Annotated in this window: 22 protein-coding genes and 1 tRNA gene; 11 read left to right on the forward strand and 12 right to left on the reverse strand. The window is 59.2% G+C overall.

What is annotated here, in order from left to right:
- The 4 genes from OVA07_RS04045 to OVA07_RS04060 form a co-directional block, all read right to left on the reverse strand.
- Positions 1-777 carry a recombinase family protein gene (locus OVA07_RS04045; RefSeq protein WP_268170187.1) on the reverse strand — a complete coding sequence of 259 codons (777 nt, stop codon included), beginning with the start codon at positions 775-777 and terminating at the stop codon, positions 1-3.
- Positions 704-2173 carry a reverse transcriptase domain-containing protein gene (locus OVA07_RS04050; protein ID WP_268170188.1) on the reverse strand — a complete coding sequence of 490 codons (1470 nt, stop codon included), beginning with the start codon at positions 2171-2173 and terminating at the stop codon, positions 704-706. Before OVA07_RS04050 ends, OVA07_RS04045 begins: the two co-directional genes overlap by 74 nt.
- A 4-nt stretch (positions 2174-2177) precedes the next feature.
- Entirely contained in the window at positions 2178-2363 is a 186-nt protein-coding gene (locus OVA07_RS04055) for a helix-turn-helix transcriptional regulator (protein ID WP_268170189.1), read from the reverse strand.
- Between the two features lie 308 nt (positions 2364-2671).
- Positions 2672-4414, reverse strand: a complete 1743-nt coding sequence (locus OVA07_RS04060; RefSeq protein ID WP_326493100.1) for a DUF6538 domain-containing protein — start codon at positions 4412-4414, stop codon at positions 2672-2674.
- A 263-nt stretch (positions 4415-4677) separates the two neighbouring features.
- Between OVA07_RS04060 and OVA07_RS04065 the strand changes: the two genes are divergently transcribed.
- Positions 4678-5973, forward strand: coding sequence for a tyrosine-type recombinase/integrase (locus OVA07_RS04065; RefSeq protein ID WP_268170191.1), 1296 nt, complete (start codon positions 4678-4680; stop codon positions 5971-5973).
- A 211-nt stretch (positions 5974-6184) separates the two neighbouring features.
- On the forward strand, positions 6185-7471 hold the full coding sequence (locus OVA07_RS04070; protein ID WP_268170192.1) for a hypothetical protein: 1287 nt from the start codon (positions 6185-6187) through the stop codon (positions 7469-7471).
- Between the two features lie 645 nt (positions 7472-8116).
- On the opposite strand, the gene OVA07_RS04075 is transcribed toward OVA07_RS04070, so the two are convergent.
- Genes OVA07_RS04075 through OVA07_RS04090 form a run of 4 tightly spaced genes read right to left on the reverse strand, consistent with a single transcriptional unit; the run spans position 8117 to position 14664 of the window.
- Positions 8117-11362, reverse strand: a complete 3246-nt coding sequence (locus OVA07_RS04075; protein WP_268170193.1) for a type I restriction endonuclease subunit R — start codon at positions 11360-11362, stop codon at positions 8117-8119.
- The gene (locus tag OVA07_RS04080) at positions 11355-11999 is read right to left on the reverse strand and encodes an abortive infection family protein (protein ID WP_268170194.1); all 645 of its coding nucleotides are present in this window, start codon (positions 11997-11999) and stop codon (positions 11355-11357) included. Before OVA07_RS04080 ends, OVA07_RS04075 begins: the two co-directional genes overlap by 8 nt.
- Positions 11996-13141, reverse strand: coding sequence for a restriction endonuclease subunit S (locus tag OVA07_RS04085; protein ID WP_268170195.1), 1146 nt, complete (start codon positions 13139-13141; stop codon positions 11996-11998). The genes OVA07_RS04080 and OVA07_RS04085 overlap by 4 nt, the downstream gene beginning before the upstream one ends.
- Positions 13138-14664: a type I restriction-modification system subunit M gene (locus OVA07_RS04090; RefSeq protein ID WP_268170196.1), complete on the reverse strand. Its 1527-nt coding sequence runs from the start codon at positions 14662-14664 to the stop codon at positions 13138-13140. Before OVA07_RS04090 ends, OVA07_RS04085 begins: the two co-directional genes overlap by 4 nt.
- Before the next feature lie 368 nt (positions 14665-15032).
- On the opposite strand from OVA07_RS04090, the gene OVA07_RS04095 reads away from it, so the two are divergent.
- The 5 genes from OVA07_RS04095 (at position 15033) to OVA07_RS04115 (ending at position 18773) form a co-directional block, all read left to right on the forward strand.
- On the forward strand, positions 15033-15512 hold the full coding sequence (locus tag OVA07_RS04095) for a hypothetical protein (RefSeq protein WP_268170197.1): 480 nt from the start codon (positions 15033-15035) through the stop codon (positions 15510-15512).
- A gap of 71 nt (positions 15513-15583) precedes the next feature.
- Positions 15584-15802: an excisionase family DNA-binding protein gene (locus OVA07_RS04100; RefSeq protein WP_268170198.1), complete on the forward strand. Its 219-nt coding sequence runs from the start codon at positions 15584-15586 to the stop codon at positions 15800-15802.
- A 206-nt stretch (positions 15803-16008) separates the two neighbouring features.
- A complete protein-coding gene (locus OVA07_RS04105) occupies positions 16009-16932 on the forward strand; it encodes a toprim domain-containing protein (RefSeq protein WP_268170199.1) in 924 nt (307 codons plus the stop codon).
- Positions 16925-18097 (forward strand): AAA family ATPase, encoded by a 1173-nt coding sequence (locus tag OVA07_RS04110; protein WP_268170200.1) that lies wholly within the window; start codon positions 16925-16927, stop codon positions 18095-18097. Before OVA07_RS04105 ends, OVA07_RS04110 begins: the two co-directional genes overlap by 8 nt.
- Positions 18098-18404: 307 nt before the next feature.
- A complete protein-coding gene (locus OVA07_RS04115; protein ID WP_268170201.1) occupies positions 18405-18773 on the forward strand; it encodes a DUF2280 domain-containing protein in 369 nt (122 codons plus the stop codon).
- Positions 18774-18940: 167 nt separating this feature from the next.
- Here the strand turns inward: OVA07_RS04115 and OVA07_RS04120 are convergent.
- Positions 18941-19014: transfer RNA gene (locus OVA07_RS04120), tRNA-Gln, on the reverse strand.
- A 160-nt stretch (positions 19015-19174) separates the two neighbouring features.
- On the opposite strand from OVA07_RS04120, the gene OVA07_RS04125 reads away from it, so the two are divergent.
- From OVA07_RS04125 to OVA07_RS04135, 3 genes are all read left to right on the forward strand, one after another.
- Complete coding sequence (locus OVA07_RS04125; RefSeq protein ID WP_268170202.1) at positions 19175-20482, forward strand: Ppx/GppA phosphatase family protein; 1308 nt, start codon at positions 19175-19177, stop codon at positions 20480-20482.
- Complete coding sequence (locus OVA07_RS04130) at positions 20479-21147, forward strand: RlmE family RNA methyltransferase (protein ID WP_268170203.1); 669 nt, start codon at positions 20479-20481, stop codon at positions 21145-21147. The genes OVA07_RS04125 and OVA07_RS04130 overlap by 4 nt, the downstream gene beginning before the upstream one ends.
- 116 nt (positions 21148-21263) lie before the next feature.
- Positions 21264-21689: a surface-adhesin E family protein gene (locus OVA07_RS04135; protein WP_268170204.1), complete on the forward strand. Its 426-nt coding sequence runs from the start codon at positions 21264-21266 to the stop codon at positions 21687-21689.
- A gap of 6 nt (positions 21690-21695) precedes the next feature.
- On the opposite strand, the gene OVA07_RS04140 is transcribed toward OVA07_RS04135, so the two are convergent.
- Positions 21696-22304 (reverse strand): NAD(P)-dependent oxidoreductase, encoded by a 609-nt coding sequence (locus tag OVA07_RS04140; RefSeq protein ID WP_268170205.1) that lies wholly within the window; start codon positions 22302-22304, stop codon positions 21696-21698.
- A 58-nt stretch (positions 22305-22362) separates the two neighbouring features.
- Here OVA07_RS04140 and OVA07_RS04145 point away from each other — a divergent pair, with 58 nt between their 5' ends.
- The gene (locus tag OVA07_RS04145; RefSeq protein WP_268170206.1) at positions 22363-22794 is read left to right on the forward strand and encodes a winged helix-turn-helix transcriptional regulator; all 432 of its coding nucleotides are present in this window, start codon (positions 22363-22365) and stop codon (positions 22792-22794) included.
- Between the two features lie 15 nt (positions 22795-22809).
- Here the strand turns inward: OVA07_RS04145 and OVA07_RS04150 are convergent, their stop codons facing one another.
- Both OVA07_RS04150 and OVA07_RS04155 read right to left on the reverse strand, forming a co-directional pair.
- Positions 22810-23187, reverse strand: coding sequence for a hypothetical protein (locus OVA07_RS04150; RefSeq protein ID WP_268170207.1), 378 nt, complete (start codon positions 23185-23187; stop codon positions 22810-22812).
- A gap of 127 nt (positions 23188-23314) precedes the next feature.
- Positions 23315-23956, reverse strand: coding sequence for a c-type cytochrome (locus OVA07_RS04155; RefSeq protein ID WP_268170208.1), 642 nt, complete (start codon positions 23954-23956; stop codon positions 23315-23317).
- Between the last annotated feature and the right edge of the window lie 64 nt (positions 23957-24020).

A 24020-nucleotide genomic window follows, 5' to 3' on the forward strand; every position in this document is an offset into this window, starting at 1 on the left:
TCAGAGTTTTAGCCGCTTCATGAGCAGGCTGACAGTGCTGGCGTGCCACTTGCCGCCGTTCGGGGTGGGGGTGCCTGCGGCAGACAATTGTGCAGCATATTCGCGCAGGCTGACGCAACCGGCATTTTGTGCAGCGATGAATGCCGGGCGGACACTTTCGGCATAGCGGTCAGCCTCTTTTCGCTTCCTTGCCCCGAGGACCACGCCGTAGGTGCCGAGCTTGACGCCTCGGGCCTTGGCCGCAGCCAATGCCGCCTTGGTCCGTTCGGAAATCTGTTCGCGCTCGAACTCGGCGAACGCCGACAGCAAGTGGATCATCAGCTTGTTGGCGAACGGGGCATCGACAGCGACGAAGTCGGTGCCGGTTTCCATCAAGGCCGAGACAAACGCCACGTTACGGGCCAGTCGGTCGAGCTTTGCGATCAACAAGGTCGCCTTGGCCCTGCGGCAGTGGGCGAGGGCGGCGTTTAACTGGGGCCGGTCCTTGAGTTTGCCGCTTTCGGCCTCGACGTAGATTTCGATGATCTCCCGGCCCTGCTTGGCGGCATATTGCTCGATAGCGGCGCGCTGGGCCTCAAGGCCAAGTCCGGATGCTGCTTGTCGGTCGGTTGAAACGCGAATGTAGCCGATAAACAATCCGGTGTTTCCGAAATAGGGTGGTATTATCTGTACACCGTGCCTCTGGGGACTCTTGCTGTAAAGTTTAACCGGCTGGAATGACGATGTTTTTCGCGCCTTGCCGAAGAAGGGCTTCGAAGCGCTCCCACGGCGTCGCATCGGGCAAGGTGCGCTCGAAGGACGGTGCCCCACCCTTGGTGTGCAGACGTGGCATGGCATTGCCAATCCGAACAGCTAACCCGGATACGCAGTCGGCTAGATCAGCGAAGCTCGACCATTTCATCTTGGCCCCACATATTGCCGCGTGTGCGCTGTCGAGCATCGGCACCAAATCGACTTCGGCAGCGATGGCGGCGGTGGCCTCGTTTACGTAGCGCGTCCGCCACTGAGGGAAAGACCGGACCCAGCGGGCACACTCCTTGTCGATTGTCGCTTCCCGACAACGCCGGTTGGCGAGCAGCAGTTTCGCTGCAAGCCGGGTGTAGAAGGCGCGGCGTGACCGTTCCGAATGCGTGGCACGTCCGATGCGCCTTTCCGGGTTCAACCACTCGCGGCGAAACCGATACCCGAGGTAGTCCATAGCGTGATCGCCCAGCTTGTAGATTTCGCCGGTCAGACGAAGCGATCCTGAGGGGTGCCCCTCCAATGAGGTGGCCAGGGCAGTTCTTTTCGCTTGAACTTCTTCCTGCGTCTTGCCGCCGATCAGCACGTTGTCCACAAAACTGACGGCATGGCGAGCATCGATCTTGTCGAGGTGCCGTTCCAGCACCTTGCCCGCAACGAGGATGGAAGCCAGCGAACCCTGTGAGAGACCCTTTCGGATCGCGAGAGCTGAACTTGTTGTGTCCTTGTCTCCATAGAGACCCTTAAGCTTTATCTCTGTGTCGTCGTGGATGAAAATGGTTGCGTCTATGATCGACTGGGGGAGGAAACTAAGCACCTCCTTGACCATCTCTCGGGTAACGGACGGGAAGAAGTCCTTCACGTCCAGAAGCCCGATCCACCTCACTCCTTTCATGTCTATGCTATGCAGCGTTTCACGGACCGCTGTTTCCCGTCCACGCCCCCTCCGGGCGTGCTCGTAGCGGCTGGGGCCAGCCACCACGTAGATGATATGCTCGACCATGCGTTGCGCGGCACGCGCACGAGGGCCGAACGAACATGTCCACCGCGTCCCCCCGGAACGCTTCAGCCGTTCGGTGGCCAAGACCACCTCGCCCGAGGGCTTGCGAAGGTTGACCCCCACGGCTTCAGCCTTGATCGCCGCCCACGTCATGGGGGTGATGCGCTTGCCCTTGCCGTTCGCCAGAACGAAGGCAATCAGCCTTGCCGCCGGAGAGGTTTCCACCCGCCGCAGCGCCATGTGCTGCTTACGCCCCCCAGCCATCCCCGCCGAAGCCAGCGACCGGAGCCGGTCATGATAACCGGCGACGGCCAGCCGCAGTTCGATTTCGACAGCGGGCAGCAACAGCTTCACCCCCAAGAGCTTGCGGGCGGCAATGCGCACGTCGTTGAGATCGAACGGGGGCTTGAAGCGGAGGTGGGCGGAAGTCATCGGATCAGGCGTCGGCAGCCGGATCGAGGAAGGCCGCGACTTCGGTCTCGGCGTAGAAAATCTCCCGCCCGATCTTCCGGGCTTTGGGTCCGTAGCCCCGCCGCCGCCAAGCCCGGAGGCCCCAAATCGTGATGCCGAGCATCAGGGCGAGCTTGCTTTCGGAAACATAGCCGGGGACGTGACGAGGCATTACTTTGCCTCCCCGGTCAGTACCGCGATGTACTCTGAAGTGCTGCAATCCTTGCACCGGCCAGAACCGGCAAGGGGAACGCAACTCGAATAAAAACTGACAAACCGATACATTACGAGAGCCTCCCGATCCCGCAGGATCGCAGCGAATAGCTTGATGGAAACTCTCAACCGGTACGGACGTGTACCTCGGTCAATTCGTATGACGATTGAGCACGTCCTATATACGTCAGAGGACTTCGGAGCGCAAGGAGGCATTGCGTGAGCCAGCGACCGGCTGCGGTCTAGTTACCGCCCCTGCCCGGATCGTCAGTAACGATGCACCTTGGGATCGTACGGCCCGCCAAGCGCCCCGACCACATCAAACCCGTGATCCAGCTTTGCCAGCGTGGCCAGCTTGCGCTCCAACCCCTGAGGTCCGCCGTACCGCTCCGTCATGGTCTCGCGGTAACTGCCGTAGTGTCCAACGATTGCGGCAATATCCTCCCCGGCCACGTGCGCGGCCCTGAGCAGCGCGATTACCGTGTGCCTATGTACGTGCGTCGCACGCCGAGACTTGTAGAGCTTGAACTCATGCAAGAACGCCGACCAGTATTTAGTCATTCCGGCGCTTTGCCTGTTACCGCCGAGGGCGATCTCATAGAGCAATCGCCGCTTAGGGTTTTGCTTCGTCCTTCCTGCGACAAACTGGCGCAGGCCCAAAGTGAGCAGGCTGGGATGCAGAGGGACGATATGCTTCTTCTGGCCGAACTTGCTGCTTTTGCGCTTCCCTTCAGGCAAAAGACCGGGCTGGATGATCAGATGCGGCACGCTGGCATCGAACACGAAATCGGTCGGCAGCAACTGCACTACGTCGCCAGCCCTCATTCCCGTGAACATCATGATGATTGCCGACCACCAATGGCCACCCCGAATATGGCAGTCCCCGACTTGCTTTGTGCGGTGCGGGGACTTGTAGCCAGTGAACAACGGGGACCGCAGAAACCGCTTCAGTTCGTCGGTAGTGAAAGGTTCGGGTGACTCCTGCACTTCGTCACGTCCGCCTTCGAAACGTAGGCTGCCGATTGGGTCAGGAACACGTTCCTCGTCCTCGATCCACTTGAACAGGAGCTTGGTGAAACGCCAGTACCGTTGCCGTGTGGCGAACTTCAGGCGCTCTTGTCCCGGAAAGGCTAGCTTTTGGCGAAGGGGCAGTTTTCTGCCTTGCGCTCCCTTCCCCAAGTCCATGAGGCAGTCCCGGAACGCTTGCGCCTGCGCAAGGGTTATGCTTTCCACAGGCGTGTCCGGATCAATCTCTTCCTTGAGCCAGCCAAACAGCCGCATGGTCTCGTCACGCATGGAGCCTTTCCAGCCCTTCTTCGTCTGGTAGGCCATGAACTTGTCGATGCTTGATCCCAGCGTGACCTCGGGACGTAGAAGCCCCGGCTTCGGGTCAGATGCGGGCAACGCAGCCTGTACCGCTGGTGCCAGTGATCGCGACCCAAACAGTTCGTCATCGGCGATGAACTGGCTGGCTGGGGTTTGCAGACCGTGGAGGAGATAGCGCATCTGTTGGCGCTTGGCCCGAACGACGTGGCTCAAAGCCGCAAGCTGGCCGTCGGGGCCAAGTTCATCGAAATCCACGCCCATGGGCTTGAGCATTGCTCTGGCGGCGTTCCGGTCGCCGTCCGTGTAGCTATGCGCCCTCAGATGGCCGTCGTAGCGTTCGATCTCGTTTTCGCTCTGCTCGATCTGTACGGCGAGTGCGTTGTCGTAGTCGTCGGCGGGAAGATCGCGTGGCTGGTCAACCTCCCGAACCAGTTGTGCGAAATAGGCGTTGGCTGCCTCTTCAAGCGTGTCCCTATCCAGCATCCCCGCCCTAGCCATTCGTTCGACCGTTTCTTGAAACCACCTGACCGCCTCACTACATCTTCTTTTGGCGGTCATGTAGTCCTTCGTGGCAAGTGATCTCTTAAAGTCTGTTATTTCAAGGGCTTGAGCGTATTCTGACGGTATCCTGATCCGCACATAATAGACCGCGCCCCGCCGTTCGAGGTGGAGAGGCCGAGTCATAGGGGACCGCCCAGCGTGCACCAAAGGTGTGCACCAGCGGATAAGGGCAAAGCTCCGCCCCACCAGCTAAGCTGATGATATAGAGCCAGATTTTCAGGAAATTGGATGCCCCGCGAGGATTATAACTATCTTCCGCTGTATTCCGTCGATCTCCGATAAACCCCAGCATTTACGGTGTTTATGCAGATTTTCATTCCGCACCCTGCCGTTGACGTTCGCCAAAAACCGCAATAAAGTGTGGGGGCAAATGTGGGGTGATTAGTGTGGGGAAGCTTACCGTTGCCAAGGTCCGTAATGCCAAGCCCGGATTTGGATCGTCCGGGCAGCCTGTGAAGCGCGCCTATCAGGATGGCGATGGCCTGTTCCTGCTAGTTTCCCCCGGCGGCGCGAAGTCATGGATGCTTCGGGTGCAGGTGGACGGCAAGCGTCGAGACATTGGGCTAGGTGCCGCCGACATTGATGGCCTTGGGGCAGATGCCTTCGGGAAGCACGATGACCGACACTCCGAAATTCCTCTGATGCTATGCAAGAGCCTTACGCTGGCCAAGGCGCGGGAAAAGGCTGCAGCGCTGCGCAAGCTTGCCAAGGCAGGAAGCGATCCGAAGGTTGAGCGGGACAGGCAGCGGGTGAAGGTGCCCACCTTTGCCGAAGCGGTGACAGAAGCACACAGGGCGCTCAAGTCCGGCTGGAGCGACCGCACAGCTCAGGCCTTCAAAGCCTCGCTGGAGGAACATGCCAATCCCAAGCTCGGGGCTTTGAAGGTCAACGCGATTGGCAGCGCCGAAGTCATCACCGCGCTTGCCCCGATCTGGACCGACAAGCCCGTCATGGCCCGCAAAGTGCGCAGCCGCATCGGGCAAGTACTTGCCTTCGCCAAGGCACGCGGCTGGCGCGCCGATGCACTGCCCGATGCCCGCGAACTGCGCACGGGCCTTTCTAAACAGGCGCGCGGAGGCAACTTCGCGGCGATGCCTTTTGCCGAGGTGCCAGCATTCGTCGCAGGCGAACTTGGCAAGAGCGCGAGCGCCAGCCGCATTGCCGTACTCTTCGCTATCCTCACAGCAGCACGCTCAGGTGAGGTCCGGCAGGCAACATGGGAGCAGATCGACCTTGAAGCTCGCACTTGGGCGCGACCCGCGTCAGTGATGAAGATGAATGAGGCACACGTGGTCACGCTGTCTGATGCCGCCATTGTACTGCTTGAAACCTACGCGCCGAAGGACATGCGCGAAGGGCCGATCTTTGCTGGCGCACGCGGTGGGCCGCTGTCCGACATGTCGCTGACCAAGGCCATGCGAACGGCTGGCCGGTCTGAAACCGTGCATGGATTCCGATCCGCATTCCGCGATTGGGCCGCGGAAAAGATGCCAACCATACCCGCAATGGTGGCCGAAATGGCGCTGGCGCATCGCGTTGGCACGGCAACGGAACAAGCCTATCTGCGCAGCGATCTGCGCGACATGCGCCGCACACTCATGGAAGCATGGGGCCGCTTTGCCGCGCCTTCGCTGTCCGGCGTCTCAGACAACGTCACTGCAATTCAGAAGACCACGGCCTGATAGACTTTAAAGAAGGCCCCTACTATGAGGGGGGCACTGCTCGGGTCTCGTAAGCCTTGGCGGTGCACAATGTGTGCTGAGCACGGGTCCGCCTTTGTCGGGCGGCTCCCGGAATACAAGACCTCTCGTAGGAAATACGGGAGGCGTGCTGCCCCGTGCTCGCACGTTACGAACCACCCGGCGCCAGCCGGGAAGGACGGGGAAATGCGTGATGGCAACGCTTGGTGGACCGAACCAGACATTTGCGGTGGCAAGCGATGAATGCCTTATCGAACTCATCAGATCTGCTCGCAATCAGCTTGTGGTCGTTGCACCTGCGCTGACGACCCACGTTGCAACAGCCTTGGCAGACCGCTGCGGCGACGAGACTGTTAGTCTCAACGTGGTCTTGGACGCAGACCCGGAAGTCTATCGCTTGGGTTACGGTGACCAAGCTGCACTGGAGACTCTCCGCGTCGCAATGACAGCGAATGGCCTCGCCTTGGCACGTCAGGCAGGTATCAGAATAGGGCTGATTGTCGCGGACGAGCGGATGCTGGTTTACTCACCGGTACCGCGCCTGATTGAGGCTGGTTCTGAGAATCAAGACAAGCCGAATGCGGTGGTCATCTCCGGCAATGCCGCAAGACAGGTCGCCACGGCAGCAGCAGGAGGGGGTAAAAGCCCCAGCGAGATCGGGCTTGAAGGCTTGGGACCAGACGACATCCGCAAGATCGAGACAGAGCTGAGCAACGCCCCACCACAACAGTTCGATATTGCTCGCGCTATCCGCGTTTTCAGCTCGCAAGCAGAGTTTGTTGAGCTTGAGATCGAGAACCTCCGTGTCACCGTTCGACGGGTTCCGCTGCCATCTGATCTAATGGGAATCCGAAGCGAAGGTCTTATCTCGCGCATCAACAGCACTCTCAGCGCTCCGCCAGAGGTCAATGGCCCGTTCGACATAGAAGTTGAGCAAGCCGACGGTACAACCAAAGCCGCCAAAGTCGACTCGCGCTGGGTTAACGAGCAACGCGCCAGCTTGGAGCGCGAGTTCACGTTCCTCGTGCCAAGGCATGGCAGGGTCATTCTCATCAGAGACAAGGAACGCTTCCAAGCCGAGCTCGGCCGATTTGAACGGAACATCGACAGATACAAGGCGGCCGCGAGCGCTGCATTCGGCAAGAGCCGTCAGGACTTCAGGAAGGCCCTGATAGAAGAGTTCCTACCAGCGTGGGAAGCCAGCCCCCCGGATTATGTGACACGATATTACCCGCATCCCTCGAAAGAACAGGTCAGGGACCGCTTGGGCGAACGCCTTGATGGCCTGCTCGAAGAGGCGTCATCGTTCCAGCCGATCCGTTGCCGAGTGCTCTACAAGGGAATCACTTGGGCATCGGCGAATGACCCCGAGTTTACGAACAGCCTGACAGAAACAATGCGCAAGCGCGGCGTGCCGAGAGCTGAATTGGCGAAGCTGTTCAGCGAATTCGATGCGGCAAAGGGTCAAACTGGCCAGTAGCACCAAATCGCAATGCTGTTTGGCACCGGAGGGTTCAACTTGTATCATCCTTGATCTCATCAATCGCAATCTTGCCGATCAACACCGCAAGGCAGATAGCGTCGGCTGGGCGCTTCTCTCCGCGTCAGCCTTTAGGCATTCGGGTGCCTCAAGTAGAGTGCGCCAGAGGGCAGTGACGAGATTTCACTAACAGGGGAGATATCGATGTTGGCATAATCCGCATATGAGCTTCCAAGTGCCCACACTGCTATGTGAGCTGCATCCTCCTGTGTGGGGGCAGTTATGACGCCAGATTGCACTGCGACATTATCGCCGTGTCGAAACAGATCAATTTTCCAAAGCTTCATATTACCTCCATGCTTTTCGCAAAGCATAAGACATAGGTGCGGCTGGCTGTAGTCCTTTCATGCAATCAAAATTCAATTGGAGACACTACCGCCATTCAGGACGCGATATAATCAGGTTACGGCACTCGCAAATCTTCTCAGGTGCTTCATCGTCGCAAGCAAATGAGCCTTATCGTTGCAACTCAGCTTTTCGAGCTAATTATAGTGGGACGTATATTCGGCAAGTTAGCGAGGCAGCTGACCGCAGCAGCATTAGGCCTCCCCAGAATCGATAGCAATCTGTGAGTGGAAAAGCAGCTCAACCCCCGGTCATCTCCTTTGCAATTAGCTTTGCCTGTTCAAGAACGGTCTCGGTCGCCAGCAATTGCATATCGGGGGGGTAGCCAAAATGACGCAGGGTGCGTTTAATGATGACCTTCAGCTTGGCGCGCACGCTTTCCTTGATGGTCCAGTCGATTGAAGCATTCTCTCGTACCTTCTCGAAAAGAACGATCGCCAGCTCGCGAAGCTTATCCTTCTCCATCAACTCGCGCGCGCTGTCGTTGTTCGCGACAGCGGTGTAAAATGCATACTCTTGCGGGCTCAAGCCGAGTTCCTGCGGCTCCTTGTCAAGGTTCCGCATATGCTTCGCATGGCCAATGAGCTCTTCCATGAACTCGGCGGCAGTAATCACTTTGGCATGGTAGCGCTTGATGGAGTCCTGCAGCATTTCCATTAGCGATCGGCTTTGAACCAGATTAGTCTTTGTGCGCGCCTTGATCTCTCCGTCCAAGAGCCGTTTTAGCAATTCCAAGCCTACGTTCTTGTGCTTGTGGCTCCTGACGTCCGCCAAAAACTCGTCGGACAGTATGGAAATGTCAGGCTTCTTGATGCCGGCGGCGTCGAAGATGTCGATGACCTGTTCACTGACAAGCGCCTGATCGATGGTCTGGCGGATTGCCGTTTCCAGTTCCTCGTCGGTGCGGCCGCCGCCAGTTGCATCGAATTTCGCGAGGCGGGCCTTCACCGCCTGGAAGAATGCCACTTCGTCCTTGGCATCCATTGCCTGCTCATGCGGGATCGCGATCGAGAATGCGCCAGACAAGGCGGCCACTTCATTCACAAAGCGGGTCTTGCCATTCTCCACGCCTAGAATGTGGTCCTCTGCTTCAAGGATCAGGGACAGCTTGCGCCCGGTGTCTGCGGTGAAATACTCCTCATACGCGAAACCGTGAAACATCTGTGAGATGACCTCGAGCTTCTCCAGCATTGCCGCAACCGCCTGCCCCTGCAGAACTGCCGGATCACCTTTGCCTCCGCCCTTGGTGTAAAAGCTCAGAGCCTTTTTCAGGTCCTGCGCGATGCCAAGATAATCGACGACCAGCCCGCCTTGCTTGTCGCCATAGACCCGGTTCACGCGGGCGATGGCTTGCATGAGACTGTGCCCCTTCATCGGCTTGTCGATGTAGAGCGTGTGCATTGAAGGCGCATCGAAGCCGGTCAGCCACATATCGCGTACGATCACCAGTTCGAGGGGATCGTTCGGATTGCGCATCCGGTCGGCCAGATCGCGGCGCTGGCCCTTGGTCGTGTGGTACTTTGCAATCTCCGGCCCGTCCGAAGAAGCAGCTGTCATAACGATCTTGATTTTGCCCTTGGCCAGATCATCATCATGCCAATCCGGGCGCAGAGCGACGATTTCTTCGAACAGATCAACGGCAATACGCCGCGACATGGCGACCACCATACCCTTGCCGCCGTTGTTGGCCTCCTGCCGCAAGGCAAAGTGCGCGACGATGTCGGCAGCCACCCGCTTGACCCGGTCATCTGCCCCAATCAGCGCTTCGAGCTGCGTCCATTTGGCCATCGACTTCTGGTTCTCGGTGAGATCTTCCTCAGCCAGCTCGTCGTCCAGCGCTTTGACCAGTTCCTGGCCTTCTTCGCTCAAGCGAATTTTGGCGAGGCGGCTTTCGTAGTAAATTTTGACGGTCGCCCCATCCTCGACCGCCTGCGCAATGTCGTACACGTCTACATAGTCGCCGAAGACCTGGGCAGTGTTGGCGTCGGTACTTTCGACAGGTGTTCCAGTAAAGCCCAAATAGGTCGCGTGCGGCAATGCGTCGCGCATATATTTGGCGAAGCCATAGACCGTCTTCTTGCCGATGACGTTCCCTGCATCGTCTTTCTCGTCGATGGTCTTGGCGCGGAACCCATATTGTGTCCGGTGCGCTTCGTCCGCCAGCACGATGATGTTTTCACGGGTCGACAGAGTCTCGTAGACGTTGCCGTCTTCCGGGTGGAATTTCTGAATTGTGGTAAAGACGATCCCGCCCGAACTGACTGACAGCAAGTCCTTCAGCTGCGCCTGACTTTCCGCCTGCACGGGATCTTGCCGCAAAAGCTGGCGCGAGCTGGCGAACGTGTCGAACAGCTGATCATCAAGATCGTTGCGGTCGGTAAGGACCACAATCGTGGGATTGTCCATCGCCAGCACGATCTTGCCCGCATAGAACACCATCGACAGCGATTTACCCGATCCCTGAGTGTGCCACACCACACCGCCCTTGCGGTCGCTGGCGGGCTTCCCGCTGGTTGTCGGCAGCCCATACTTCAGGGGGTCTTCAAGAAAACCCCCGGCTTTCGGCTGGCCGTGCGCGTCGAGAAAACCGGCAGCGCGCAAGGTTGATTGCACCGCCTTGTTAACCGCGTAGTACTGGTGGTAGGAAGCCAGCTTCTTGATCGTCTGAACGGTCACCAGCCCGGTCTTGGGGTCTTTCTTTTCCGCGGTTTCGAAGACGTTGAAATGCCGGATCAGGTCAAGGAACGTTGCCTTGTTCAGCATCCCAGCGATCATCGTTTCCATCTGGCCGACCAGCGGGTTAGCTTCGGTCAATCCGTCGGCAGTCTTCCAGCGCATGTAGCGGGAAAATCCGGCCGAGATTGAGCCGACCTTGGCCTCCAGCCCGTCAGAGATCATGCACAGAGCATTATAGGCGAAAAGCGAGGGGATAAGAGCCTTGTAGGTTTCGATCTGTCGATAGGCCGATTTGATGGTTGCCTGCTCGTCCCCCGCATTCTTCAGTTCGATCACGCCAAGCGGCAGGCCGTTGACGAACAGGATGATGTCGGGGCGTTTGTGCGCCCGCTCCTCGATCACGGTAAACTGGTTGGCGGCGAGGAACGAGTTGCTGTCGGGCGTCTCGAAATCGACCAGCCACACCAGATCGCCGCGCTCGTTCCCGTTTTCGCTGTGGGTGACCTTGACCCCTTCGGTCAGGAGGCGGTGGAAGGCCTGATTGTTGGTGATCAGATCGCCTGTCCCGATCACCTGCGCGCAGCGCAGCACTTGCCGGACAGCGTCTTCGCGCTGGTCGAGAGCAATGCCGGGATTGATCCGTGCCACCGCCTCGCGCAGCCGCGCTTCCAGCACCACATCAGCAAAGCTGGCGCGCTCTGGGTGGCCGCCATCCGGCGCAATATCAGGCGCATAGAGGTAGGAATATCCCTGCCGTTGCAGCAACGAGAGCACGAAGGTCTCGATCTCGGATTCGGTGAGCTTATTCATCCTCGCCCTCTAAGAACTTCCGATATTCAGATTCGTAGGAAGTGCGGTCCACGCTGTAGAATGCTTCGCTCGCCGGATAGCTGTTTACGCCAATCTGAAAGGGTGCGTTTGTTTCGTCCAGCAGCTCGTTGAAGTCCTCGCAATCCGTGTAGAGCAAAACGTCCTTGGGCTTCGCTCTGGGGCTGGCGCCCTCAAAGCTGCGGATCATGAGAGACGCCACAGAGACCGTCGTATCGATCAAGAACTCTCGGGTCAGGTCGTCAACTAGATCATTTCTCCTCTTCAAATCGTCCAAGGTCTTACCGTGAGATGTCGGACTTATCTGGTTTCTAAGTTCGCCCATTTTCTGACCAATTGTGGAGAGGGACGTTGAGACTTGCGTGACCAGATCACTTGGCGGATAGCCCATTTCTTTAAATGCACGTTTCATTAATGCTTGGATGGTGGCCGACGACCCCATATCCACGCCCTTTGAGCTGCAAATTTCCTTGCAGATGGTCTCCAGCAGAGCTTTTGCATTTTCCAGTGCATGGCTGAAGTCAGTCTCTGCGTGGGCCGCGATGCGGTCGGTGTAGATGCGCAGATCAGCCCATCGACCATGTTGATTAATCACGGTTTCAAGGCGTTCGATGCTCATACGCTCACGCTAACCCGAACTTGACCCGACATTAGCTTAGGCAACAACGTATCACGCAGTTGCTGGAGTTTTTGGCACTGCAGCGTGCATTCGAGAAGTTTTTGGAACAAGGGCATAACCAACCCTTGGAATTCCTGACGCAGTTGCTCAGGGGGCTTCGTAATCTCCAGTTTTTTGAAAGTTGATTTACTGATTTCTTGGAATGTCGAGCCATTTGCATGACCCTTGACATACTCCATGTTGATCTTGAGCCACAAAAAGATGAACTCTTTCGAAAAGCCCTTGTCGTCCAGGATGCCAATGTAACCCTGATTGATCGCCACTGGGTTGACTGAGAATGCCAGGTATCCGACCGGCGCTCTCGAAGACATCAAGAGTGAACCGGCAGGCAGCAGGCCGGAGCCAATTTGCGCTAGCCCTTCGGACGTGATCTTGCGGGCTGTATCAAGAAGGAAGAGGCCATTATTTGCAGACAGGTCCCTAGGACTTGTCCAGTGAATGTCGCCGTCCCAGAAGGCAGCATTTTTTGTACTTGGGGTGGTGCCACCTTTGACCGTGAGTACGTCGTCAAGGGTCCCCTCCTCCCAATCGTCTTGGGCTCCCTCGATAAAATACTGGCGGAAGAGGGTTTCGGCAAGCGCCTCCAGCGTGGCGTTCTGACGATGGAGCAGATTGATCTTGTCATCCAGCGACGACAGCACCTCGGCAATGGCTTCTTGTTCGCTCTCGTCTTCCGGAAGAAAAATTGGAATATTTAGTAGGCTTGCTTTGCTCAGCTTTGGCTGGACAGCACCGGTAATGTGGGCGCTCAAGTCGATCTGGCTGAAATACTGACAAATGAGATCATTATGAAACGCCTTCCTACCCCTTACAATGTGGGCGTGGTTGTTCACCCAAAATTGCCCTTCAGCCTTGAAGGCAATCGGAGTATTCCTCGACTTCAAGTTCTCGCCATCCTCTGAAATCAGGACATGCGTTCCCTCAAAAAGAAAATCGTCAACATAATCGATGATTCCTGATGCCCCGTAGTAGGGATATGGGCCGATCCGTTGTGATCGTTCGAGTTTGCTCAATGGTACGCGAATTTGGTTCCTAATCTCCGCTAGGTCGTCGATCCTATATTCTCGCCAACCCTCGATCACGGCAATTGCACCTTCGCCAGATTCTCCGCGATCCGCGCATTGAGCATCGCCTCTTCCGCCAGCTGCGCCTCCAGCTCCGCCTTCAAGCTCGCGAAGCGCCCAGCGAAGTCGAAATCATCCTCTTCCTCGGCCAGCCCGACATAGCGCCCCGGCGTCAGCACATGGTCCAGCTCCCGCACCCGCACCAGCGGGGCAGAATTGCAGAAGCCCTTTACGTCCTCATAGCTGCCCGCATGGCCCTTCTGCCACTCGCGGTAGGTGCTAGTGATCTGTTCATTGTCCTCTTCCGAAAACTCCAGCGTGCGGCGGTTGACCAGATGGCCCAAATTGCGCGCATCGATGAACAAGATTTCGCCCTGCCGATAGGTGCGGCCCCGGCTGAGGAACCACAGGCTCGCCGGGATCTGCGTGTTGAGAAACAGCTTGGCCGGCAGGTTGACGATGCAATCGACCAGCCCGGCCTCGATCAAGGCCTTGCGGATTTCGCCTTCGCCCGATGACTTGGTGGTCAGCGCGCCCTTCGACAACACGAAGCCCGCCTTCCCGCCCGGTGCCAGATGATAGAGGAAGTGCTGGATCCAGCCATAGTTGGCATTGCCCGCGGGCGGCGTGCCGAGTTTCCAGCGCGCATCATCCCGCAGCAGCTCGCCACCCCAGTCACTATCGTTGAACGGCGGGTTGGCGATAACGAAATCGGCCTTGAGATCGGGATGGGCGTTGTTGAGGAACGACCCTTCATTATTCCATTTGACCTGGCTGCTATCGATCCCGCGAATGGCAAGGTTCATCTTGGCCAGCCGCCAAGTGGTCTGATTGCTCTCCTGACCATAGATCGAGATGTCGTTGACCTTGCCCTGGTGTGCCTTGACGAACTTTTCCGACTGCACGAACAGCCCGCCCGACCCGCAGCAAGGATCGAACACGCGGCCCTTGTAGGGCTCCAGCATCTCAACCAGCACGCGCACCACGCTCTCGGGCGTGTAGAACTGGCCGCCCTTCTTGCCTTCCGCCAGCGCGAAGTGGCCTAGGAAATACTCGAATGCCTGACCAAGGAAATCGGCGCTGCCTTCCTTGCCGTGCTGGCTTTCGGCATTGCTGATCAGATCAATCAGCCCGCCTAGATTGGTCGGGTCCAGATTGCCGCGCGCATAGACCTTCGGCAGCACCCCGCGCAGGCTGGGGTTCTCGCGCTCGATGGCGTCCATCGCCTCGTCAACGGTCTTGCCGATCGTGGGCTGCTTGGCGTGACTGCGCAGGAACTTCCAGCGCGCGGATGGCGGGACGAAGAAGACGTTCTCCGCCTTGTACTCGTCGACGTCTTCGGGATCAGCACCGGCGTAATCACCTTCTCCCGCAACGAGCTTGGCATAAAGCTCATCGAAGGCGTCGGAGATGTATTTCAGGAAGATCAGGCCGAGGACGACGTGCTTGTATTCTGCGGCATCGATGTTCTTGCGCAGCTTGTCCGCCGCCGCCCACATGGCGGTCTCGATGGACTCCTTGCTCTTCTCGGTCTTGGCCATGATTTCCCCTTAGTATCAGGCGATCTCATCGGACAAATGACGGTTCCGGTCAATCACACTGGCAGGGTTTCCAGTGCTTTGGGTGGCAGGGGCTAATTGCTGACGAGATGATCAAGGCCCATTTGCATGCCCTGCTCAACCCCCCGGATGGTCCGGTAAATGGCTGTGGTTGAGAGCAAAGCGTCGCAGGGCCACTGCTGTTGATTGATTCCGGTTCGCTGGACCAGTCAGTAGCCACCTAACATGACCAGTAGCATAGCGGCTGTGGCCGTAGTAAATGCAATCACTGGGGATAGGCTGGCCAGCCGACAAACACGTCTCTCCGAAGTGCTTCCCCGCTTAACATCGGAGCCGCTGCGGAGGGCGGAATGGATGAGCCCGAGACAGATGCCGTACTTGACCTGAGTGCGGGTTATGCCGCCACCGAGATGCATTATGGGCGTCTAGAGTGGCTTGCAGAGCACATTCGCCGAAGCAATTTCCATATTTCCCCTATGGTGGCCAAGAAAATCCTCGAGATGCTGGAAAACGAGGGTGATTACTGCCGCTTCGAAATCAAGGCTGTTAGGCGCAGCGATCTTTCACCGAGATCACAAGATCCCCAGATGAGAGACTTCAGAGCCGCCGACATGGCCCTTGAAGTCGCAAGGGCGTGTAAGTTCAAGAGAGGTGAACTTAAGCAAGCATATCACGACGTCGGCGTAAGGTTTGGCCTTGAGGCCGCCGTCGTAGCCAGACAGGTCCGTCCCTTCAAACAGATGGCATTGAACGTGTTGGCAGAAGAGGAAGCTCAAGCCGCCTACGAGCGTGGTGAAATTGACTTTTTGGGACGTCCAAAAAGTCCATGAACACTCTTTGAGGAATGGTCCGTGTCTCTCTAACTGCTGTTGCCGCTCTCTAACGAACGAGGACGGCGTATATGACGTACAAAGGCCCTGACAAAATCGAACCTGCTTACGGTGATGTTCGCACGACCTGCGCACGCTATGGCTGGGGCAAAACGCTCACTTATGAACTGCTGCGCGATCAAAAGATCCGCGCAGTGAAGTGCGGCCGCAAGACACTGATCGAGTTCGCGAGCGTAGAAGAATACCTAACAACGCTCCCGACGTTCGGGCGGGGGCAAGCTGGGTCATGAAACGCAAAACCCCCACCGCCATTGGCGGCAGGGGCTGTGAAACGCTGGCTGGCGGTTTCTGCAGTTCCCTTACTCTCACTTCATACCGCGTGCAACTAATAGCGGCGCGTTATGCTCCTTCGATCGAACAGCTTACGCTCATTCTTCTTTGCCTGACCGAAAATGGGAGGGCCGCGCCGTGACCGATCCCGTCTTGGAATTTCTCCATGCCATGCGAGCTGCTGGCATCTGCCCTGTGGGAGCCGATTGCCGACAAGCTTGCTTCCGGTGATCCTGTCCGCTTCCGCGCCGATGGCGACAAGCCCGGGCGGCGCAACGGCTGGGCATGGCTTCACCTCGATGGCGTGCCCGCTGGCGTGTTCCGGCATTATCGGTTGGGCTTGCGGAAGGTCTGGCGAGCGGGGAGCGATCCCCGTTCGCTGTCACCAGCCGAACGGCGCGCGATCATGGCTCAGGCCCGTGAAAGCGAAGCCCGGCGCAAGGCGGAAACCGAGGCCAAGCAGGAAGCGACGGCTGACGTTGCCCGCGATTTGTGGCGCGGTGCAGGCAGGGCCGATCCGATGCATGGCTATCTTGCACGCAAGGGCCTGCCCCCATTCGGTATCCGGCAGCGAGGCTATGCGCTGTTTGTCCCGATGGTTGATTCCGGGTGGCACCTCTGGAACGTCCAGCGCATCTATCCAAATGGCCGCAAGCTGTTCCTGTCCGGCGGGCGCACCGATGGCGTGTTCTGGCCGCACGGCGCGTTCATGCAGGACGGCAGGCCATCGGCTGGGCCGCTGGTGATCGGTGAAGGCTTCGCCACCATGGCAGCGATCCACCGCGCGACCGGTCACGGCGTTGTTGCTGCGATGTCGGCGCGCAACCTTGAGACCGTCGCCCGTGCCATGCGCAAGCTGTTCCCCTGCCGGACGTTGATCGTCGCGGCGGACGATGACCGGCACCTGGCGCAGAATATCGGGCTGGAAGCAGCGCGGCAGGCCGCCGCGTCTATTGGTGCCCTGTTGGCCACCCCGTTGCCGCTAGGGCCGGTTACGGGGTCGGCGGACTCAGGAACCGACTTTGCGGACATTGCGCCTGCCGACGTCACGGCGCGGATCGCTCAAGCAAGCAGTGCTGACCATGAGTAACCCGGCCGCTTCCATGGACTTTGCCGACATGGAACCTGACGACGCGAGAAATCTGATTGCGGCGGCAGCAATTCCAACGTTGGATTTGGTGAAGCTCGCCAAAATTGAGCCGACGCCCAAGCGGTTCGTCATTCCCAAGCTTGCGCCTGCTGGTGAGGTCACGCTGTTCACTGGGCCGGGCGGCGCGGGCAAGTCTCTGCTGGCGCAGCAACTCGCGACGGCACTGGCGGCAGGAACGCCCACGCTTGGGTTTGACATAGCGCAGTCCACGGCGATCTACATCACTTGCGAGGACGATGCGGAGCAATTGCACTGGCGGCAGGCGCACATTTGCAAATCGCTGGCTGTCAAAATGGACTCGCTGGCCGGGTCGCTGCATCTGGCAAGTCTGCGTGGCGGTCTCGACAATGCCTTGGCGTTGCAACCTTCCCATGGCGAGTTTCAGTTAACCCCGGTGTATAAGGGGCTGGAGGCGCAGATCCACCGAACTGGGGCAATGTTCGTGGCGCTCGACAACGTGGCGCACCTGTTTGCCGGCAACGAGAACGACCGCGGTGATGTCACCCGTTTCGTGAACGCCTTGAACCGCATGGCCGGGGAGACGGGAGCGGCGATTCTCCTCCTCGGGCACCCGAACAAGAGCGGTGATAGCTATTCCGGCTCCACCGCTTGGCTGAACGCCGTGCGGTCCCAGATCACAATCGATCATAATCCCGAAACCGACGTGCGCTTGCTTAACCTCAACAAGGCCAATTACGGCCGCAAGGGAGAGACTCTGCGATTCATCTGGCATGATTGGGCATTCGTGTTGGAAAGCGATCTGCCTGCGAACAACGCTCAGGCACTGCGGGAGACCGTGCAGGCGTCTGCGGATAACGCCTTGTTTCTGGCCTGTCTGCGCGAGCGCGTCCGTCAGAAGCGGGCGGTGTCCGAAAAGCAGTCTTCCTCATACGCCCCCAAAGTGTTTGCGAGCATGGCGGAGAGCAAAAGAATTGGGACTACGCGCCTCGAAGCGGCAATGGAACGCCTGTTCCGGATCAATGCCATCGAGCGGGGGGAGATGGGCTGGGACGACGGCCACAGGCACCCTGTTATTGGGCTCCGCGAAACTGCGGGAGTCCGCGCGGGAAACACATCTGCGGCCAACGCGGGAGACTACCCATGAAACCCGCAGAAGACCTGCGGGAGACTGCGGGCTACACACACACCTATACTACGTATAGGCGAGTGCGGCCCTTAGCGGCCGCCCCGCTCGCCATCTTCAATACAGGTACGCCATGGGATCTGGAGATAGGTCACAGTTCGCAGTGCAGGGACGGGTTGCATAAACGGGGTGGAAGGGGTTCTGCCACACGTGCCACTCGCGAAAATGGTTGCCGCAGTGAGGACAACTCTACCGGGCACCAGGTTATGAATTATGCGAAGGTAGGGGTACGTCCCGTACGGGGGGTCTCTTACCCTGGACTTACCCGGTGAGACGCCTCCCTGTTGCCATCAAGCGTCGGATAGTAGAGCACCTCGCCTGCTATCAGACTCATGCTGAGGTGGTCGAACTGGTTGCTGGTGAGTTCAACGTCACCCTAACCCCGCGACACGTCCGAGCGTATGACCCCACGTCCTTCCAGTTTGCCGGGTCGCACCGTTGGCTGGACTATCACCGGATCGTGCGCGAACGCTGCAAGAAGGAGTTGGGCGAGGTCGCCATTGCCCATCGCGCGTACCGGATGCGGCAGCTTCAACGAATACTCAATTTGGCGATGGAGCGTGGCAATCATCGGCTTGCCCTCAAAACCCTCGAACAGGCCGCGAAGGAAATGGGGAACTGGTATGTCAAACGTTGAGGCGTTGGCTCGAAGTCACGGCGCGCTGATCTCAGGGCAGGTGCGCCGAATTGCCGTCGTTCGCCAATCGCCCTGCGCAAACGCTGCGCGATGTGGGGCAAAATGTGGGGGCAATCTTAGTCATATTCCGCGAAAGTTCTGATAATTTTAGTTTTTTTAGCGGAAAATGGATGCCCCGCGAGGATTCGAACCTCGATAGACGGAATCAGAATCCGTAGTCTTACCATTAGACGACGGGGCATCGGGAGCCGCGCCTCTAGGGCGGGGCAAATGATGAGTCAAGCGGGGGAATTGGCATTTTTAGGGGCTGGCCTTGCGAGCGGGGCAAGGCATCGCTAGCATTGGCCCCAAGTACCCGGCAGGCATCATGCGGCGCGGGAAAACATAAGCGAATTCAAGTTATGGCGGAATCCATTCCGCCGGCCAGTGGGCAAGGCGTGCGATCCGGCAGGAAAAAGGCCGGCAGGAAAAAGGGGCAACGCAAGTCCCGAGCGCCACGCAGCAATGCCGGGAGCAGTCTCCCGCCCCGATCCGCCGGCAAGAACCGGCCGCCCGTCAATGCGGGTGGCGGCACTGTTGAACAACCCGGCACCCCTGCGCGTGTTGCCGAGATACCGGCACAAGTGCAGGCCGCGCAGACATCAGACCACCAGACGCCCGTTCCGCCCATCAATGCCCCTTTTCGCGCCGCTCCGTTCTATCGGCAGGCCTATGCCGCGATCGATCTTGGCACCAACAACTGCCGCCTGCTGATCGCGCGGCCATCGGGCGAACATTTTGTGGTAATCGATGCGTTCAGCCGCGTGGTGCGGCTGGGCGAAGGGCTGGCGCAGACCGGGCGACTGTCCGATGCGGCGATGGACCGCGCGCTGGCCGCGCTGCACGTCTGCGCCGACAAGCTGCGCAAGCGCAACGTGCATCTGGCCCGTTCCGTGGCAACAGAGGCCTGCCGTCGCGCCACCAACGGGGCCGATTTCATTCAGCGGGTGCGCGATGAAACTGGCATCCGGCTGAACATCATCACCGCGCAGGAAGAAGCGCGGCTGGCCGTGCTGGGCTGCCACATTCTGCTGGAACAGGGCAGTGGCCCGGCGATGATCTTTGATATCGGCGGCGGGTCGACCGAAATGGTGCTGGTGGAAACCGGCGATACGGTGCCGCGCATTCTGGACTGGCAATCGGTGCCGTGGGGCGTGGTGTCGCTGACCGAAAGCATTGGCGCAATTGCCGACCGGGACGATGCCCGCGCCGCTGCCTATGCCGAAATGCGCCGCCGGGTGGATGAAGGTTTTGCCGACTTTGCCGTGCGCGTATCGCCCATGCGCAATGCGGCGCAAGGTGAAGGCCGCATTCGCCTGCTGGGCACCAGCGGCACGGTGACCACGCTGGCCAGCCTGCATCTGGAACTGCCGCAGTATGACCGTCGCGCGGTTGACGGACTGGTGGTGCCTGCCGAATCGATGCGCGATATCAGCCAGCGGCTGTCGTCGATGTCTCCAGCGCAGCGCATTGCCCTGCCCTGCATCGGGCGCGAGCGGGCCGACCTTGTGGTGGCGGGCTGCGCCATCCTTGAATCCATTCTCGATATCTGGCCCGCCGACAGGCTGGGCATTGCCGACAGGGGCATTCGTGAAGGCATCCTGCGCAGCCTGATGGCAGCAGGAACCGAACCTTCGCGCGGCCCCAAGCGGCGGACGGAGGCGGCATGAGCCGGTCTGACAAGAATCCCAAAGAACGCCTGAAAACCGCAAAGAAGCGCACCGCATCATCGGCGCGCTGGCTTTCGCGGCAGTTGAACGACCCTTACGTGAAGCAGGCCAGAGCCGAAGGCTGGCGCAGCCGCGCCGCATTCAAGCTGATCGAACTGGACGAAAAGTTCACCCTGCTGCGCGGGGCAAAGCGCGTGGTCGATCTGGGCATCGCGCCAGGCGGGTGGAGCCAGGTGGTGCGCAAGAAAGCGCCCGCTGCCAAGATTGTCGGCATCGACCTGTTGCCGACCGAACCGATTGAAGGCGTGACCATCTTCGAAATGGACTTCATGGCGGACGAAGCCCCCGACGCGCTGCAGGGCGCGCTGGACGGCCCGCCCGATCTGGTGATTTCCGACATGGCGGCCAACACCGTGGGCCACAAGCAAACCGACCATTTGCGCACGATGGGCCTTGTCGAAACGGCGGTGGACTTTGCCGTGCAGTCGCTGGCCCCCGGTGGTGCCTTCGTGGCCAAAGTCTTTGCCGGTGGCACCGATACCGAACTGCTGGCGATCCTGAAAAAGAACTTCACCACGGTAAAACACGCCAAACCACCTGCCAGCCGCAAGGATTCATCCGAATGGTATGTGATTGCGCAAGGCTTCAAAGGTCGCGCGGAATAGGCTGTTAAGGTTCACCGCATCCGCTGTCGCAAGGCGGGACTTACGGCGAAACCCCTAGTCGCGCAGCGCGGCGGTTTGGGTATCGGAACATTACCCGAATGTTCTGGAGCCACCCGATGATCGCCTTTCGCACCGCGCTGCTTCCTCTTGCCCTCCTCGGCCTCTCCGGCGAGGCGCTGGCAAAGGACTGGAGCGCGGACTGGCAGATCATCGGCGTGGCCCCGGATCGTACCAAGGTTCTGGTGCGCCCATCGTCCGTGCAGGAACTGCCGCCCAGGCATGACCGCGCCTTTGCCGTGCGACAGGTGTGGGCCGGGTTTGATTTCACAGCCGCAGCAGCGCCAGAACAGGGCCGCAAGATCATCCTGTTCCGCTATGATTGCTCTGCCCAGCGCGTGTTGATTGCGGCAGCGACTGACTATGCCGCCAATGGCACGCTACTGGCCCGCAATGCCGTGGATGCGGACCGGGCCGACCAGTATGAACCGGTCGAACCCGATACGCTGAACGCGGCTATTATGGCCGAAGCCTGCCCGGCCTGACCCCTATCAATAGGCGGCGGTAAAGCGTGCGCGCGGATGCCGGTGCTGTTCCAGTTCGTCGACCATGGCGATGGCATAGTCGGCAAAGCTGATGCGGCTTTCGCCTTTGTCGTCCACCACAAGCTGGTCGGTGCCCAGTCGGAACGTGCCGGTGCGCGGGCCGGGTTCGATGAAGGCGGCGGGCGAAAAGAACGTCCAGTCGATCTCCGATTCGGCGCGTAGATCTTTCAGGAAGGCGATGCCGCCAAGAATGGCAGGCTTCCACTCTTCGGGCAAATCCATCGCATCGAACAGGATCTTGCCCGGCGCCACTTCAAGGCTGGCGGCACCGCCGGTCACCAGCAGGCGCGGAACGCCAGCCTGTTTCAGCGCTGACAATAGCGTGTGGGCAGGCACATCAAAATGCAATGCGCTGATGACGGCATCGACACCACCGATCAGCCCGGCCAGAGCCTGCGAATCGTTGGCATCGCCTTCAACCGCAGTCACGCCCTGGGTGGCGACAATCGCCTCAGGCTTGCGCGCAATGGCGATGACGTGGTGCCCGCGCCGCGCCAGTTCGGCAGTGATTTCAGAACCGGCGCGCCCACTTGCACCCAATACGGCAACTTTCATGGCATGTCCTTCTATTGATGGTTTCTAATGGATACCAAGTGCGTTATCCATCCTAACCATGCAAGACGGCACAATTTCCATACCTGGTCACCGCGAAGTGACCGTCGAACGCGCAAAACGCGGTGACGTTTACGCCGCCAATTGCCCAACCCGACAATTGCTGGATCGAATTGCGGACAAATGGAGCACGCTGATTCTGCTGCTTCTGGCGGATGAAGACATGCGCTTCAGCGCCCTCAAACGCCGCATTCAGGGGGTCAGCCAGAAGATGCTGACGCAGACCCTGCGGTCGCTTGAACGCGACGGGCTGGTCAGCCGCAGTGTTGAGCCGACCGTCCCGGTGACTGTGACATATGCCATCACCCCGCTGGGACGCGGGCTGATAACGGCGCTGGGTGGGATGATCGAATGGGCCGAAACCTGCATGATTGAGGTTTCGGCGGCCCAACGCGCCTACGATCTGCGACAGGAGCAGTCGATCAAAGCCTGAGTTCAGAGGCTGAATTTAGTGATTGGCGGGCCGAGTTGCGTTCCAGTTGAACAGGAAACTTCTGTGTTCGGCCCAGGTCTGGCCTTCGACATGGTCGCCGGCAAGGCAGGCTGCAGTGTGATAAGGGCCAGTCCCATCGGTCGTGCGAAAGCTGAAGCAGGTGCGCCCGCGATCGGTCTTCCACCGCCCCGCCTGAATCTCGCTTTCATAAAACGAGCCTGTCACCGTGCCGTCAGAGTGCAGGTGCAGCATCATCGGCTTGGTATAGGGCGTCCCCGGTTCCGCCGATAGATCGACAACCCAAGCACCCTGCACTGCGCTCGGCGCGTCGGCGGCGATGGCCCAAGTGCAGGACACCGCCATCATCACAAGCCCGGAAAATATGCGCAGCATTGCAGCCCTCTGTCAGGAATAGCAGCCTGAACGACGGGCGCTTGTGCCGCAATTGCCTTTAAGGGCACGCGAAAAGGGCGCCCGGATCGCTCCGGACGCCCTTTTGAACTTTGCAGACCTGATCCGATCACGCAGCCGGTGCTGCTGCGCCTTCAGCAGGAGCCGCTTCGCTGGCAGCAGCATCGGCGGCAGGGGCCGATGCATCACCTGCAGGTGCTTCTGCGGCCACGGCTTCTGCTGCGGGCAGCGGCAGGTTGGAGCCGAGCGAATTGAGATAGAGAATCACGTTCGCGCGATCTTCACCCTTGGGCAGACCTGCAAACGACATCTTCGTGCCCGCCGCAAACGCCTTGGGGTTCTTCAGCCATGCATCAAGCGTGGCGAAATCCCAAGTGCCGCCGTGGCCCGAAAGATCTGCCGAATAGGCAAATCCGGCTGCGTGCTTGCCGACAGGCTTGCCCACGATGCCAAACAGATTCGGACCGATGCCGCTAGCACCGCCCTGATCGGCAGTGTGGCAGGCCTTGCACTTGGCAAACACGGCTTCACCCTTGGCGGCATCGCCGGCAGCCAGCAGATTCGGCAAAGGCAGTTCAGCAGCGCCACCGCCTGCGCTTTCTTCCTCAACGCCTTCGATCGCATAGCCCATCTTTTCCGGGCGATGCTCCTTGTCGGCCAAGAAATAGTGCGCCGAAAGGCTTGAAAGCCCAAGAGCCACAATCCCGCCGAACAAGGTCCACCCGGCGATGGTGTTGAAACGGTCGTCCATTTACAGCCCCATTAACGCACGCCAGCACCCTGCCGACACCTGCGCGATTTGCGCCACGCTCTAG

This window comes from Novosphingobium sp. SL115 (assembly GCF_026672515.1).
Classification (GTDB): domain Bacteria; phylum Pseudomonadota; class Alphaproteobacteria; order Sphingomonadales; family Sphingomonadaceae; genus Novosphingobium.